Genomic DNA, 15,870 nt, shown 5'->3' with positions numbered 1-15,870 from the left:
GTGGGATTTCGAGCGTCCTGGGCACCGAACGGACCTCCGCATCGACCTCCGCATCGACCTCCGAACGGACCTCCGAGTCGACCTCCGAACGGGTTCCGGGCGTCGGGCCGGAGGGGAGAGCAGGGGCCCGTAGCCCCCGGAGTTCACCCGCACGGGGGAGCGCGCGAGGTGAACGGCGGTCGTGAACGGCGCGGGCGCGGTCGGTCCGCACCCGCGCCGGGCAGGCTCCCGGGCGGCGAGCAGGCCGCCGCGACGAGTCCACTCCCGGGCCGGCCGGCCCTGCCGGGAGGGCTGCGCGAATGCCGGGACTTCTGGGTTTCCTGGGCTTGCCGGTGGACGACGGGGCCGCGGGCGACCCCGGCCACCGGCTGCTGCGGATCCGCGACCGGGACGGACGGCCGCGCGGACTCGGCTTCGTCCTCGACCCGCAGGGCACCGTCCTCACCGCCCACGAGGCCGTCGCCGGCCTCGACCGGATCGTCCTGCACACCCCGGGCGGCCAGACCCGGGTCCTCGGCCCGGACGACGTCCGGGAGCTGCCCGGGCTCGGGCTCGCCCTGCTGCACACCGGCACGGTCGGCGGGGTCCCGGTGCCGCCGCTGCCGGTCGGGGCGGCACCGGGCGCGGGCGGCGGGGACGTGCTGCTGGTGCCCGTCCCGGTCTGGGCGGACGGCCGCCCCGACGGGCGGACGGTACTGCTGCGCTGCGGCGTGGCCGCGACCACCGGGGCCGTCTACGGGTGGGCGGACCGCTTCCACCCGATCGACGGCGCCCTGCTGCTCGACGTGCCGTCGGCCGCCGACGCGGCCGCGGTGCCGGCCGGTGCGCCGGTGCTGGACGCCCGCAGCGGCACGGTGGTCGCGGTGGTCGCGCCCGCACTGCGTCACCCCGGCCGGCCGGGGCCGCCGATCGCCGTCCCGGTGGCGGTGGCCATGGCGGACACCGGGGGCGGCGGGACGGAGCTGGCCGGAGCGCTCGCCCGCAACGCGGCCGGTGTGCCGGCGTACGGCGGCGCGCTCAACCTGGCCGGGGTGCTCCGGCTGGCCTCGGCCCAGCTGGCCGGGGCCGGTGCGGGGCCCGGCCGGGTGGCCGGTCTGGCCGCCGACCGGGTGGACCGGCCGGACGGGCTGGGGGAGTGGCCCGGCCACGACGGCAGCGACGGCGGCGACGGGAGCGACGGCGGCGCGGGTGGTGCGGCCCGACCGGGCGGCCCGGCGGGGGCGGGGGCCGGAGTCGTCGCGCTGGTGGGGGCGCCCGGGTCGGGACGGAGCACCGAACTGGCGGCCCTGGCCGCCCGGCGCGGCGGAGGGGAGCACCCGCGGCCCACGCTCTGGCTGCGCGGAGCCGACCTGGCTGCCGGGGACACCTCGCTCGCGGACGCCGTCGAGCGGGCGCTCGCGGCCGCGGCGGCGGAGCTGGGGACCCCGCCGCCCGCGCCGGGCGGGGTGGCGGCGCTCTGCGCGGCGGCCGGGCGGCCGCTGCTGGTGGTGCTGGACGGGCCGGAGGAGGCGCCGGTGCCGCTGGACGCCGACTGGCTGCGTGCGGCCGCACGGTGGCTGGCGGCCGGTGGCGCGCGGCTGCTCACGGCCTGCGGGGAGGAGGCCTGGGAGCGGCTGGCACCGGGGGGCGGCGCGGGGGACTTCCTGGTCCCGGCGGGCGGGCCGGAGCTCGCGGCGTCCGGGCCGGTCGGTGGGTCGGCCGCCTCGGCCACCGCGGCCGCTCCCGCCGTACGGGTGGTCGTCCGCCGGCTGGGACCGCTCCCGGCCGAGGCGGCGGACCGGGTCCGCCGCCGGTACGGGCTGCCGCCGGGGTGGCCGGAGGACGCGGACGCCCGGCACCCGCTCGCCGTCCGGCTGGCCGGGGAGCTGTGGGCGGAGGGGCTGCGCGGGGAGCCCGCCGGCCGGGGCGAACTGTTCGCCGCGCACCTCGACCTGCGCTGTCTGCGGGCGGCCCGGCGGCTGGTCGAGGACGGCCGGCCCCGTCGGCCGGGGGCCCACCGGCGGGGCGCCGTCCGCCCGGCCGGGCACGGGCGGGTGCGGCGGCTGGCGGCGGCGGTGGCGGGCCGGGTGCACGAGGCGGCCCGGCGGATGCTCGGCGCGGAGCCGGGCGGACTGGGCCGGGCGGCGTTCGAGGAGCTCTTCCCGGCCGCGGGCGGCTGGGCCGCCGCGGTGCTGGCGGAGGGGCTGTTCGTGCCGGCCGGGCCGGGCTACCGCTTCGCGCACGGCGAGTTCGCCGACTGGCTGCAGGGCCTGCACCTGGACCTCGACGCGGCGCTGCGGCTGCTGCTCGGCGAGGCCGAGGACACCCGCCCCTCCGGGGAGGTGCGGACGGTGCCCCGCTGCAGGGTCGGCCCGGTGGCCGCCGCGCTCCGGCGGCTCGCCGACACCTGGGGCGCGCCGGCGCTGGACCCGTGGCTGCACCGGATCTGGCGGGCCCTGGACCTGCGCCCGTCCGGCAGTGAACCGGGGTGGTGGGCCGGGCGGTTGCTCACCGCGGGTCTCGCCGCCAGCCCCGACCTGGCCGAACACCGGGCGCTGCTGGAACAGTTGGCCGAACGGATCGTCGAACGTGCCGCGGAGGCAGGCGGGTTCGAACAGCTCCCGGACTCCGGGCTCGGCCGGTTCGGGCCGGCGTTCTGGGCCGGTCTCGGCCTGCCCCTCGAACGCGAACTCGCGCTGTACCGGCGCCTGGTGGCCGCCGACGGCCCCGACCGGCGGTTCCTCGCCGCGGTGGCCGACCGGCTCCGGGGCGACCCGGCGGGCGTGCTTCCGCTGCTCTGCGCCTGGTTCGACGATCCGCGCCGGCTGCCCGCCCGCCCCGGCAGCACCGTCGCCGACCTCGTCCACGACCTGCTGTACACCCACCGCGCCCTGGCGCTGGACGAGTTGACCGAGGCGCTGGCCGGCGCCGCGCACCCCGGGGCGGACGCGCTGCTCGCCGTCCTGGCCGCCGAGGAGCCCTCGGCGCTCTGCCGGGCGGTGGACCGCTGGAGCCACGACCCGCGGCCCGAACGGCATGTCGCCGCCGCCGTGCACGCGCTGCGCGCGGCACCGTACGCGAGCGGCGCCGGGCCGGAGCTGCTGCGGTTCACCGCGCTCGCCCTGCTCGCCCGGGAGGACGAGTCGGGCCTGCACGGTGCGGCGCTCGCCCTGCTGGTCCGGGACGCGCGGACCAGGGCCGCCCACCTGCCGGCGGCGCTGGCCGCCTACCGGCGCGGGGAGGACGGCTTCCTCACCGCGCGGGCGCTGGCCCCGGCCCTGGAGAGCGACCCGGAGCCGGTGCTGGCCGCGCTCGCCGCCCGGTTGGACGGACCGGAAGCGGCGGCGGGCCCCCTCCGGCCGGTCCCGGGGCCGAGCGTCACCGGGCCGCCGCCGACCGGGCCGAGCGTCACCGGGCCGCCGGTCGCCGGGACGCTCCGGGTGCTGGCGGACGCCCGTTCGCCGTCGGCCGTCCGGCGGGGCGCCGAGCTGACGGCCCGGCTGCTGCGCCAGCGCCCGGCGCTGGCCGGGCCGGTGGCCGTCGACTACCTGGGCCGCCGACTGGCCGGCGGGGCCGTCGACGGCGCGGCCGCCCGGCTGGAGCTGCGGGTGCTGTTGAGCAGCGCGCTCGCGGCCCGGGCCGTCGCCGTCCGCCGGCCGTTCGCCGAGGTGCTGTCCCGTCCGGTGGCCGACCCGGTGGCGGACGCCCTGCGCTGCGAACTGCTGGACACCCTGCTGGCCACCGAGACCGATCCGGAGGTGCTGGCCGCCGCCGTGGCCGCGCTGGCCGAGCACTGCGCGGCCGAGCGGCCGGCCAGGGCCCGGGCGGTGCTGGTCCGGGCCGCCGCCGGGCTGCCGGACCCGGACGGGCTGCTGGTCCGCTGCGCCGGCCGGTCGGCGGCGTTCGCGCTGCTGCTGGCGCGGTGGCCGGAGGACGGCCGCCCGGCGCGCCCGGCGGGGCCCCGGCTGGACCGGCTGCGCGCCCTGGTGGCGGCGGGCCGGGATCCGCAGTACGCGGCCGCCGAGGCCGAGCGCCGGACCGGGGGCGACGCGGACGGCTTCGGCGACGGCTCCGGAGGAGGGCTCGGCGAGGGGCCGGTTGCCGGGCGCGGGGCGGGGACGGAGGTGCTCCGGGCCTCCGCCGCCGGGGCCCGGCACCCGGTGGTGCGTCCAACCCGCCTTCCGGTGCCGAACTCCGGACAGGCGCATGGCACGCTATAGGGGTTCGGGTTTTGAGCGTTTGAGCGTACAGAAGGTACGCGTCGTACGGAACAAGGAGCGGTCAGGGTGCAGCGCTGGCGTGGCCTGGAGGAGATCCCCGGTGACTGGGGACGCAGCGTCGTCACCATCGGCTCGTTCGACGGAGTGCACCGCGGACACCAGCTGATCATCAACCGGGCGGTCGAGCGTGCCCGCGAGCTCGGTGTCCGCTCGGTCGTGGTCACCTTCGACCCGCACCCCAGCGAGGTGGTCCGCCCGGGCAGCCACCCGCCGCTGCTGGCCCCGCAGCCCCGCCGCGCGGAGCTGATCGAGGAGCTCGGCGTGGACGCCGTCCTGGTGCTGCCGTTCACCACCGAGTTCTCCAAGGAGTCCCCGGAGGAGTTCTTCCGGCAGGTGCTGGTGGACGCCCTGCACGCGTGCCTGGTCGTCGAGGGGCCGAACTTCCGGTTCGGTCACCGGGCGGCCGGCGACGTCGCGCTGCTGGCCGAGCTGGGCCGGGCGGCCGACTGCGGTGTCGAGGTGGTCGACCTCCAGGTGCGCGGGGCGGCGGGGGACGGCGAGCCGTTCTCCTCGACGCTGACCCGGCGGCTGGTCGCCGGCGGCGACGTGGCCGGGGCCGGCGAGGTGCTGGGCCGCCCGCACCGGGTGGAGGGCGTGGTGGTGCGCGGTGCGCAGCGCGGCCGCGAGCTCGGCTTCCCGACCGCCAACGTGGACACCGTGCCGCACAGCGCGATCCCGGCCGACGGGGTGTACGCGGGCTGGCTGACGGCCGACGGGGAGAGGATGCCGGCGGCCATCTCGGTCGGCACCAACCCGACCTTCGACGGCACCGCCCGGACCGTCGAGGCGTACGCCATCGACCGGGTCGGGCTGGACCTCTACGGGCTGCACGCGGCCGTCGAGTTCCTGGCCTACCTGCGCGGCATGGAGAAGTTCGACTCGATCGAGGCGCTGCTGGACCGGATGGCCGACGACGTGAAGAGGTCGCGCGAGCTGACCGACGCGGGCTGATCCGCCCGCCCCGCGCGCGAAGGGCCCGCCGACCCGGTGACACCGTCACCCGGTCGGCGGGCCCTTCGCGCGTCTGCGCGGCGCCGTCGGCTACTGCTGTTGCGGGGGCGGCGGCGGGTAGCCGTACCCGGCGGGCGGCTGCTGGTCCCCGCCGTGCGGCTGGGGCTGGGGCTGGGGGTAGCCGTAGCCGCCGGCCGGTGGCGCGGGCTGCTGCGGCGGCTGCTGCCACTCCGGGCCCGGCTGGGGCGCGCCCTGCGGCGGGTAGCCGTAGCCGGGCGGGGGCGGCGGTGGGGCCTGGCCCGGCTGCTGCGACCAGGGCGCGCCGGGGGCGGGCTGCGGGCCCGGCTGCTGCCACGGCTGACCCGGCTGTCCGGGCTGCTGGGGGTACGGCTGCTGGTGCGGGTCCGGGTGGGGCTGCTGCTGCGGGGCGTAGGGCTGCGGTGCGGCGGTGTACTGCTGCGCGCCCGGCTGCTGCCAGCTCGACTGCTGGGCGGCGGCCTGCTGGGCGCGGACGATGTCCTCGGCGACCAGCGCGGCCAGGTCGAAGTACGCCTCGCGGACCTTGGGCCGCATCATGTCGAGGTTGACCTCGGCGCCGGCCGCCAGGCTCTCGTCGAACGGCACCACGACCACGCCGCGGCAGCGGGTCCGGAAGTGCGCGACGATGTCCTCGACCTTGATCATCTTGCTGGTCTCGCGGACCCCGGAGACCACCGTGATCGAGCGCTGCACCAGATCGGCGTAACCGTGCGCGGAGAGCCAGTCCAGCGTGGTCGAGGCGGACGAGGCGCCGTCCACGCTGGGGGTGGAGACGATGATCAGCTGGTCGGCGAGGTCCAGCACCCCGCGCATCGCGCTGTACAGCAGGCCGGTGCCGGAGTCGGTCAGGATGATCGGGTACTGGCGGCCCAGCACCTCGATGACCTGCCGGTAGTCCGAGTCGTTGAAGGTCGTCGAGACGGCCGGGTCGACGTCGTTCGCCAGGATCTCCAGGCCCGAGTGCAGGTCCTGCGAGGTGAACTGGCGGATGTCCATGTAGCTGCGCAGGTGCGGGATGGCCGTCACCAGGTCGCGGATGGTCGCGCCGGTCTGCCGCTTGACCCGGCGTCCGAGCGTCCCGGCGTCCGGGTTGGCGTCGATCGCGATCACCTTGTCCTGGCGCTCGCTGGCCAGCGTCGCGCCGAGCGCGGTGGTGGTCGTGGTCTTGCCGACGCCGCCCTTGAGGCTGATCACGGCGATCCGGTAGCCGCTGAGCACCGGGGTGCGGATGATCTCCAGCTTGCGGGACTTCTCGGCGGCGGCGGCCTTGCCGCCGAACTGGAACCGCGGCTGCTGGCGCTGCTGCTTCGGCTGGCTGCGCAGCAGGCGGTCCGAGGAGAGCTCGACGGCGGCCGTGTAGCCGAGCGGCGCGCCGTGCGCGGTCTGCTGCGGGGGGCCGGACTGCTGGATCGCGGCAGGGGCCTGCGGGGCGTCGGGCTGCTGCTGCCAGGGCTGGGCGGGACCGGGCTGCGCGGGCTGCTGGTAGGCGTTCGGCTGCGGCCAGCCGGCGGCGCGCGGATCGGCGGGGCCGGGCTGCGGGGCCGGGGCCTGCTGGGCGGCGGCCCAGGCGGCGGCCTGCGGGTCCAGCGGCTGCTGGGGCTGCTGCGGGTAGGGCTGCGGCTGCGGGGCCTGCTGCTGCCAGGGCTGGGCCGGGGCCTGCTGGGGGTCCGGGTACGGAGCCGGCTGCTGCACCGGGGCCGGAGCCGGACCGGGCGCCGGAGCGGCCGGCGGCCAGGGCTGGGCGGCGGTCGGCGGCTGCTCCGCGTGCGGCGCGTGCGGCGCGTGCGGCGCGGGCGCGGGCGCGGGCGCGGGGGCCGGGGCCGGGGCGGGGACGGCCGGGGCGGCGTGCGGCGCGGCGAACGGGACGTGCTGGGCCGCGGCCTGGGGGGCCGGTGCGGTCGGCTGGGGCTGGACCTGCGGCTGCGCGACGGGCGCGGGAGCCGCCGGAGCCGGAGCCGGGGCGGGCGTGGGTACGGGAGCGGCGGGGGCGGGAGCAGGGGCCGGACCGGGCGCCGGAGCAGGGGCCTGAGCCGCCGGCGGAGCCCCCGGCGCGTCCGGCTGCACGTACCAGGACGGGGGAGTGTAGTCGGGCGCGTCGGACCAGTCGTCGTCGTCCTCCGCCGCGTTGTCGCCGACGTAGACGCCGTCCCGATCGCTGCTCACCTAGGGCTCCCTCGTGTTCGCCGCCGCATGTTCGCGGTGCCGTTGCCGCATCACAGCCTAGGCCGTGAGCCACCCCCCGCTGAAGGCGGTATCTCATCTCCGACCGGGCCGTGACCGGGATCGGCCGGGTCAGTCGATGCGGCGCGGGCCGCCCAGGTACCGCCGTTCCGCCAGCCCGGCGACGACCCGTACGTACTGCCGGCTCATCCGGGTCGCCCAGAGGGTGAGGTCCTCGGTGAGGGCGGGAAGCGCTCCGACCTCCTGCGGCCCCAGTGACAGCACCCGGCCGATCAGCTCCGCCTCCTGCGGCGAGACCCGCTGAACCCCGACCAGGTCGGCCGCGGCGAGGAGCTGGGCCGCGTTCGGCCCCAGGTGCGGCAGCAGGGTCAGGCCGGTCTGCCAGGGGGCGGCGGAGAGCCGGCTGCGCGGCGGCCGGGCGCCGAGGTCGCGCACCACCAGGACCGGCGAGGTGACCGAGGCGCCCTGCGGGCCGAGCCGACCGGCCTGGTGGACGGTCACGCACGGCTGGCCGCCGCCCGCGGCCTGCGCGAGCGGCCCCCAGAGGTGGGCGCGGGCGGTCTCGACGGCGACCCGGGCGCCGGTGGCCGCCGCCCGCAGCGCGATGACCTGCGCCGTCCACACGCCGCCGACCAGGACCAGGTCGCGGGCGCCGGGCCGGAACAGCCCGAGCACGGCGGGCTGCGCCCGGTGCACGTCCTCGCCGACCAGGACGCCGTCGTCGCCGACCGGGAAGGCCAGCGCGTCCAGCTCCCCGACGGCCAGCACGTGCTTCTCCCGACGCGGTCCGCGCAGCCCGAAGCCGGGCAGCAGCCGGGGCCGGTGCCCCGGTCGCGGTTCCGCACCGGCCGGTGCCCCGGTGGTCCGGTAGCCCTGGTACACCATCAGGACGTGCCTCCCAGTGGCAGGGTGGCGAGCATGCCGGGGCCCTGTTCGAGGTCGAGCCGGGTCAGCCCGAGGCCGGTGCTCCGGGCCCGGGCCTCCACCTGGCGCCCGGTCCGGTCCGCCTCGCTCTCGCTGCGCCCGGTCACCCGGACGTGGCCGCTGATCGTCACCGAGCCGCCGGTGCCGTGTCCGGCGGTGAGGCTGAAGGTGCTGGCCAGCGCCGGTGCGCCGGTGAGCAGGTTCACCAGGTCGGGGACGGCGATCGGGCCCGGGGGGCCTCCGGGGCGGCCCAGCCGGGGCCAGCGGGAGATCCAGTAGGTGCTGTGCCACCGGTCGTCGACCCGCCAGAACCGGCTGCTCTCCTGGGCCCGCCGCCCGCTGCCGATGCCGCCGGCGGTGCCCTGGCGGCCGGCCGTGGCCAGCGGGTTGGCGCAGGTGGAGGTGCCGAGCGCGGCGATCAGTTCGCGTTCGTCGAGGACCGTCGCGTTGAAGCCGGCGCTGTTCAGCCGCCCGGCGAGCTGGTCGGTGGCCCGCTGGAGCGCCTTGCGGGCGCCCTCCTCCCCGCCGCCCCGGGCGCGTACCGCGGTGGCCGCCCGCTCGGGGTCGAGCCTGAGCGCCACCCAGGTGAGCCGCAGGGCGGGGGTGGCGGTGCCGTTCGCGAGTTCCCGGTAGGCGTGGGCGGCGAGCGACTGCTCGGGCAGGTGCGGTGCGGGCGCCGGCTGGGTGTGCTGGACCAGCTGGACGGACTCCAGGGTGATGTCGTCGACCCGCAGCACGGAGCAGACGACGTCCAGCGGCAGCGGCCGGGCGGTGCGGGCCGGGCGCAGCGGGAGGTCCTCGGCCTGGACGAGCAGGACGGTGCTGAGGAAGGTGCCGTCGCCGACCATGCCGGTCTCCCGGCGGACGGGGCGGCCGCCGGAGTCGGTCTCGGTGGTGTGGGTGCAGGTGCGCAGCGCGGGTTCCAGCTCCAGCACGGGGGCGAGCGCCGGGTCGGTGCCGGCGGGCGGGCCGTCGGCCCGGGCGCGCCTGCGGCGGGCCCGCAGGGCGGCGCGCACCCGCAGCGCCTCCGGGGCGGTGCGGCCGCGGACCGGGACGAGGGCGAGCGCCAGCAGGGCGAGGGCGACCGCGCCGAACGCGGCGGCGGCCGGCCGGCAGATCGTCCAGCCGACCGCGGTCAGTGCCAGGGCGACCTCGACCAGGACGATCTGCTGGAGCCTCGGCCGGCCGCCGAGCAGTCCGGGCCGGGGGTGGATGCGGACCGGTACGGGGCCGGCGGACCGGTCGGGGGCGGAGGGCGCGGAGCCGGGGCGCGTACTTCGGCCGGGGCGCCGTGCCCCGCCGCCCCGTGCCGTGTCGTGACGTCCTGGAGCGGTCTGGCCTGGCATCCCCCGCGTGCCCCTCTCTGCGTCAGTTGTCGTGCAGGGCTGGCTGGTTGGCGAACCGTAGCCGTACGGTACTCACCGTCTGCTGCCGCATCGTAGAGGGTTCGAGCCCGTTCGCGCCCGGTGGTCGCGGGCCACGGGGCAGGTCGGTCGGACAGGGGAGACGACGAGCATGGCATCGCGCCGGGACGAGCTGAACGCCTACACCTTCGCCCGCAAGCGCACGGTCGCGGCGTTCCTGCTGCCCGGCGGCGGGGGCGGCGACGAGGACGCGCCGCGCCCGGTGAGGGCGGTCCTGCCGAGCGTCGTCGTCGGGGCGCTGCTGGTGGGCGGTTTCGGCCTCTGGGGGGTGTTCAGACCGAGCGCGCCGGTGGGCTGGGACGAGGGCGGGTTCGTCGTCCAGGGCAAGCAGAGCACCACCCGGTACGTGGTGCTGACCGATCCGGACGGCCGGACCAAGCGGTTGCACCAGGTGCTGAACATGTCGTCGGCGCGGCTGGTGCTGCCGGTGGACGCCAAGGTGGTGGTGGTCGACGACGGTGTGCTGGACAGGTACCCCGACCACGGTCCGACGATCGGGATCCCCTACGCCCCGGACAAGCTGCCGTCCAAGGAGAACGCGAGCAAGCCGATGAAGTGGTCGGTCTGCGACCGCCCGGGCGGGGACGACCGGGGGAGCACGGTCGACCAGGCGGTCTTCGTGGCGGGTGGTGCCGACGCCCGGGCGCTGGAGGCGGCGGACCGGCTGCTCGACGGCGACCGGGCGCTGCTCGTGCAGCAGGCGGACGACCCGCAGGTGGCGGCCCCGCCCGGTCCGGCGGGTACGGGCCGGGGGGAGGCCCGGCTGTTCCTGGTGGACGCGAAGGGCCGCCGGCACGCGATCGGCGGTCCGGAGGACTCGGACGCCACCCGGACGCAGCTGATGGGGGCGGTCTTCGGGGCGACCGCGAGCCCGCAGAAGGTGACGAAGGACTGGCTGGACACGCTCGCACCGGGCAGCGACATCGTCTTCCCGCGGATCGACGGGCTGGTGCCGGACACCAGGGGGCCCAACTCCTCGGTGGCGCTGCAGAACCCGGAGAACCGCAAGGTGGGCCGACTGGTCCGGTTCGGCGACCGGCACTACGTGGTGGGCCGGACGCAGCTGCTGCTGATCAGCCCGTTCCAGGCCGAACTGATCCGGCAGAACCCGCTGCTGCAGCCGCTGTACGACCAGGACGCCGACCGGATCCCGCGGATCGAGGACATCACCCCGGCCGAGCACGCGGCGCTCAACAGCAGCGTCCCGCTGATGGCCGAGGACGCGGCCGACTGGCCGACCAGGACGGGCGCTCCGGCCAACGACCGGCAGGCGCAGAGGGACGCGCGGACGGTGGTGTGCAGCACCTTCGACGGGGTGGCGGAGGACGGCCGGACCCCGAGGCGCAGCGTCTGGGTCGGTCCGGACTACCCGGTGCGGTACGGCGACGGCGCCTCGTCGGCGCACGTGACGCCCGGGTACGGGCTCTTCTACCGGGCGCTGGACGGTGGGGCGGACGGCTCCGGAACGGACTACCTGATCACCGAGACCGGTCTGCGGTACCCGGTTCCGGCCGGTGGCGACAGCGGCAAGGGGGACCAGTCCGCGCCGCCGGCCCAGTCGGCCCAGCCGGGCGACCGGGGCGGCCAGGGCGCCGCGTCGAAGGGCCCGTCCGGGCCGCCGGTGGCCCCGTCCGGGCAGCCGCAGCCCGAGGAGCCGGGCGGCAACCAGGCGCGGCTCGGCTACCGGGGCCTCCGGCCGGCGCCGGTGCCCCGGCAGTGGTCGGACCTGGTGCCCGCCGGACCGGCGCTGAACGCGAAGAGCGCCGCTCGGCAACAGAACGCATGATCGGGTCTTTCCCCTTCAGGGGCACAGGAGTTGGCATCCACGTCATGGCTCGGTAACCGGCCGTCGGTTGAGGTTGGGTGAGCTGCGTGTGCCGACTACAGTGCTGCAGGACATCACACCGGTGGTGCCCGGGGGCGCGGAGGGCGGCCTCCGAAACGGGTCTGTCTCATCGGGGACGGTGGAGCATGGGTCAGTTCAGGACTACGGCTCAGGAGATGCTGGCGTTCGCCGCGCACATGGACGAGGTCATCAACAGGATCAACACCGAGATCAAGGGCCTCGACGACCTGGTGGGCTCGATCACCGGCGGGTGGCAGGGCCAGGCCGCGCAGGCCTACGCGAACCTCCAGGGCCAGTTCAACACGGACGCCCAGGAGCTCAACAGGTCGCTGGTGGCGATCAAGGAAGCGATCGAGCTCACGACCCGGAAGTACGCGCAGACCGACGCCGAGCAGCAGGCGGCCTTCGGCGCCGGCACGGTCTGACCCCGCAACGACCCGCCCCCGAAACGGTCCGGCCTCCGGCCCGGTCCGATCCCCGGCACCGTCCGCTCACCCGGCGACGCGCCCCTCGGGTGACGGGGTGCCTCGCAGCCTCGACTAGGAGACATCGTGGCCGAACACATTCTCGTCGACTTCAACACCATCAAGAGCACCGGCTCGGAGGTCCGCCGGACCGCGCAGACGATCAGCGCCCAGCTTGAGGAGCTGAAGACGGGCGTCACCAGGATCGCCTCCAGCTGGGAGGGTGTCGCCCAGCAGGGCTACCAGGCCCACCAGGCGAAGTGGGACCAGCGCGCCGCCCACCTGCAGCAGGTGCTGGCGCAGATCGCGGACTCCCTCGACAAGGCGGCCGAGAGCTACCAGAGCACCGAGAACCGCAACGCCACCCTCTGGACGGGCTGACGGCGGCCGGGGCCCGAGCACGGCCCGCCGAGGGCGGGTGCCCTCCGGGCCCGGCCGCGACGGGGGTGGACGACATGAGGGGTGGCAGGGTGCCGGTGGTCAGGTACCGGACGGCGGCCGCGGCGCTGGCGGCGTTCGCGGTGCTCGGCGGACCGTCTGCGGCGCCGGCGGCGGCGTTCGGACCGGGCGTCGCGGCCGCCGGGGACTGCGGGAAGTCCGCGCAGAACGTGCAGGCCGTCCCGTGGTCGCTGCAGCGGATGGTGCTGGACGAGCTCTGGCAGGGCGGCGCGACCACCGGCGAGGGTGTGCTGGTCGCGGTCATCGACACCGGGGTGGACGACCGGAACCCGCAGCTCGCCGGCCGGGTGGTCGACGGCGGTTCGCTGCTGAAGGACAAGGAGGGCAGGCGGGTCGAGGGTGGCGGCCGGAACGACCTGGTCGGCCACGGCACCAAGGTGGCGGGCATCATCGCCGCCGGCCGCAGCGAGCAGACCGGCTTCGTCGGCATCGCACCCGGCGCCACCGTCCTGTCGATCCGGCAGAACGACGCCGAGGGCAACGGCGACGTCCACTCGCTGGTCGAGGCGATCGACTCGGCCGTCCGGCAGGGCGCCGCGGTCATCAACATCTCGCAGGACGTGCGCGGCGCGGGCGGCATCGGCTTCGTCGGCTACGACGAGCTGAAGGCCGCCGTCGACAACGCCGAGACCCGCGGCGTGGTGGTGGTCGCCTCCAGCGGCAACGACGGCAAGAAGGGCGACACCTACCCCGCGGCCTTCCCCACCGTGCTCGCGGTGGGCGCGTCCGACCGCAACAACGAGCGGACCTACTTCTCCCAGTACGGCGACTTCGTGGACGTCGCGGCGCCCGGCGTCGACATGCTCTCCACCGTCCCGCGCGGCGGCCAGTGCGTGGACAACGGCACCAGCTTCGCCGCGCCGTACGTGTCCGGGCTGGCGGCGCTGCTGGTCGGCGCGCACCGGGACTGGCGGCCGAGCCAGGTGCGGGCCTGGATCGAGCAGACCGCGCAGCGCACCGACCACAAGCCGAACGAGTACGTCGGGTGGGGCGTGGTCGACCCGGTGAAGGCGGTCGCCACCGCGCCCGTGTCGCCGCCGGACCACCCCGTGGAGGACCCGCCGGTCCGGCTGGCCGCCGCCCCGATCGTGCCGCGTCCGGTCGGCCTCGGTGAGACGCAGGCCGACCGCGACGGCCGGACCGCGACGTACGTGCTGGGCGTCGGCGCGCTGCTGACGGCCCTGCTGATCGGCGGCGGCGTGGTGCTCCGCGACCACCGCCGGCGGACCCCTGACTGATCCTCGAAAATCTCTTCCGGCCCGGCTGTAACATCCGGGGCCGCTCACCGCATCCTCATGGTGTCGGGGTATCGCATCGGGGGAGGGCACCACGGATGGGGCGGACCGGGGGCACACGCGAGGTCAGGGACGGGGAGTTCCTGGAACTCGTGGCCGGCCACACCGGGCGGCTGTACCGCTCGGCGTGCCTGCTCACCAGCGGCGACACCCACTACGCCGAGGACCTCGTCCAGGAGGCCCTCGGCCGGATGTACGTGCTGTGGCGCCGCCGCGGCTGGAGCGGCGGACGGCACCGGGTCGACAACCCCGGCGCCTACGTCCACACCGTCATGGTGCGCACGTTCCTCGCCCAGCAGCGCCGCCGTTCGAGCGGTGAGCGGCCCACGGGGGAGCTGCCCGAGCCGGAGGGCCGGGAGGCGGACCGCGCACTGCGGCTGACCATGCTCGACGCGCTCGACGGGCTGTCGGCGAAGGACCGGGCGGTGCTGGTGCTGCGCTACTGGGAGGACCGCAGCGTGGAGGAGACCGCCGAGGTGCTGAGGGTGTCCTCGGGGGCGGTCCGCACCCGTACCACCCGTGCACTGGAGAGGCTGCGCTCGCAGCTCGGCGACTCGCTTCCCGAGCTGGCCGCCCGCTGAGCGGCCTCCGGCCCCGCTGACCGCGCGCGGCACCCTGCACCGCCCACCGCCCACCGCCCACCGTCCACTGCCCGCCGGGGGCCCTCGGCCACCCGCGCCCCGGCACCGACGCCACTCCGCCACCTACCGAAACGGTGATCACCCATGTCCGGACACGACAGACTTGAGGACGACCTTCTCCAGGCCATGACCCGCACGGGCGAGGGCTTCGGCGGCGAGGACCTGGGCCGGCTCGCGGCGGGCGGCCTGGACCGCGGACGCCGGCGCTGGCGCCGCCGCTCGGCCGCCGCCGCGGTGGGCGGCGCGGTCGCCCTGGCCCTGGTGGGCGGCGGCGCGGTGTACCTCACCGGCGGGACCGACGGTTCCCCGGCCGCTGTGCCCCTGGCGGCTGCGGCCGGCGGCACCGCCCCGAGCACCGCGTCGGACGGCAGCGGCTCGGGCACCGGCGGCGGCGCCGCGACCCCGTCCTCGGCCACCGCGGCGAAGGGGGGGATCAGTGGCGACGAGGTGCTCGCCACCCTCCAGGCCCTGTTGCCGAAGGGCCGGGTCACCGAGGCCGGGGGCGGCGCGACCGACGACGGTGCGCCCCGGGGTGCGCAGCTGGTGTTCGACGACGGCAAGGGCCAGGCCGCGATCCGCCTCTCGCTCGGCCGGGTCGCGGAGGGCGACCCGGACCGCGAGGAGGGGACCTGCCCGGACAGGAAGTACGTGCCGTACGACGCCTGCACCTCGACCGCACTGCCGGGCGGCGGGACGGTGACCCTGTTCCAGGGCTACGAGTACCCCGACCGCCGGGCCGACACCAAGCGCTGGTACGCCCAGCTGGTGGGCAAGGACGGCGGGCTGGTCGAGCTGTCCGAGTGGAACGCGCCGAAGGAGAAGGGGGCGCCGGTCTCCCGGCCCACCCCACCGCTGACGCCGGAGCAGCTGAAGGCGGTCGTCACGGACAAGTCCTGGGACCGGATCGTCGCGGCCGTCCCGGTACCGGTTCCGGTCGGGCAGGACCCCAAGGAGTACGGGAAGGACGAGATCCTGGCGATCACCGCCCGGCTCCTGCCGGCCGGCCTGAAGCAGACCGAGACCGGGGGCCAGCCGGGCTTCGCCAACTTCGTGGTGGACGACGGCAAGGGCAAGTCGCTGGTGGAGATCAACGTGCAGGACTGGAGCAAGGACACGGGGGTCGAGCCGCTGTTCGGGGGTGTGGAGAAGCGCTCCGACGGGGCCAGGGTGATCGTGCGCAAGCAGGGCGGCATGTGGACGGTCGACACCCTGCACTCGGACGGTCTGCGGGTGGTGATCAGCGCCCTCAACCGGGGCGGCCAGCACACCCCGGTCACCCGGGCCACCCCGGCGCTGTCCGTCGAGCAGCTGACGGTGATCGCCCTCGCCCCGCAGTGGACGCGCAAGAAGTAGCCGCCCCGCCGGGGTCGGCCCGGACGCGGTGGGA

General features: G+C 76.8%; 11 protein-coding genes. 8 read left to right on the top strand and 3 right to left on the bottom strand.

Annotated elements, in window-relative coordinates:
* Window positions 1-299: 299 nt before the first annotated feature.
* Both OG550_RS12700 and OG550_RS12695 read left to right on the top strand, forming a co-directional pair.
* Entirely contained in the window at window positions 300-4,199 is a 3,900-nt protein-coding gene (locus OG550_RS12700; protein WP_327677014.1) for a trypsin-like peptidase domain-containing protein, read from the top strand.
* Window positions 4,200-4,265: 66 nt separating this feature from the next.
* A complete protein-coding gene (locus OG550_RS12695; protein WP_327677012.1) occupies window positions 4,266-5,210 on the top strand; it encodes a bifunctional riboflavin kinase/FAD synthetase in 945 nt (314 codons plus the stop codon).
* Window positions 5,211-5,300: 90 nt separating this feature from the next.
* On the opposite strand, the gene OG550_RS12690 is transcribed toward OG550_RS12695, so the two are convergent.
* The 3 genes from OG550_RS12690 to eccE form a co-directional block, all read right to left on the bottom strand.
* Window positions 5,301-7,412 (bottom strand): MinD/ParA family ATP-binding protein, encoded by a 2,112-nt coding sequence (locus tag OG550_RS12690; RefSeq protein WP_442905987.1) that lies wholly within the window; start codon window positions 7,410-7,412, stop codon window positions 5,301-5,303.
* 129 nt (window positions 7,413-7,541) lie between these two features.
* Window positions 7,542-8,315: a hypothetical protein gene (locus OG550_RS12685; protein ID WP_327677011.1), complete on the bottom strand. Its 774-nt coding sequence runs from the start codon at window positions 8,313-8,315 to the stop codon at window positions 7,542-7,544.
* Entirely contained in the window at window positions 8,315-9,700 is a 1,386-nt protein-coding gene (gene eccE, locus OG550_RS12680; protein WP_327677008.1) for a type VII secretion protein EccE, read from the bottom strand. The genes OG550_RS12685 and eccE overlap by 1 nt, the downstream gene beginning before the upstream one ends.
* Window positions 9,701-9,869: 169 nt before the next feature.
* Between eccE and OG550_RS12675 the strand changes: the two genes are divergently transcribed.
* From OG550_RS12675 to OG550_RS12650, 6 genes are all read left to right on the top strand, one after another.
* Window positions 9,870-11,564 (top strand): type VII secretion protein EccB, encoded by a 1,695-nt coding sequence (locus OG550_RS12675; RefSeq protein ID WP_327677006.1) that lies wholly within the window; start codon window positions 9,870-9,872, stop codon window positions 11,562-11,564.
* Window positions 11,565-11,749: 185 nt separating this feature from the next.
* The gene (locus OG550_RS12670) at window positions 11,750-12,049 is read left to right on the top strand and encodes a WXG100 family type VII secretion target (protein ID WP_327677004.1); all 300 of its coding nucleotides are present in this window, start codon (window positions 11,750-11,752) and stop codon (window positions 12,047-12,049) included.
* 126 nt (window positions 12,050-12,175) lie between these two features.
* Complete coding sequence (locus OG550_RS12665) at window positions 12,176-12,469, top strand: WXG100 family type VII secretion target (RefSeq protein WP_327677002.1); 294 nt, start codon at window positions 12,176-12,178, stop codon at window positions 12,467-12,469.
* A 74-nt stretch (window positions 12,470-12,543) separates the two neighbouring features.
* A complete protein-coding gene (gene mycP / locus OG550_RS12660) occupies window positions 12,544-13,785 on the top strand; it encodes a type VII secretion-associated serine protease mycosin (RefSeq protein WP_327677000.1) in 1,242 nt (413 codons plus the stop codon).
* A gap of 95 nt (window positions 13,786-13,880) precedes the next feature.
* Complete coding sequence (locus OG550_RS12655) at window positions 13,881-14,423, top strand: SigE family RNA polymerase sigma factor (RefSeq protein ID WP_327676998.1); 543 nt, start codon at window positions 13,881-13,883, stop codon at window positions 14,421-14,423.
* Between the two features lie 144 nt (window positions 14,424-14,567).
* On the top strand, window positions 14,568-15,836 hold the full coding sequence (locus OG550_RS12650) for a hypothetical protein (RefSeq protein WP_327676996.1): 1,269 nt from the start codon (window positions 14,568-14,570) through the stop codon (window positions 15,834-15,836).
* The last annotated feature ends 34 nt before the right edge of the window (window positions 15,837-15,870 follow it).

The organism is Kitasatospora sp. NBC_00458 (assembly GCF_036013975.1).
GTDB lineage: Bacteria > Actinomycetota > Actinomycetes > Streptomycetales > Streptomycetaceae > Kitasatospora.
Note: the sequence above shows the minus strand (reverse complement) of the source record. Positions and strands in the feature narration are given on the sequence as shown.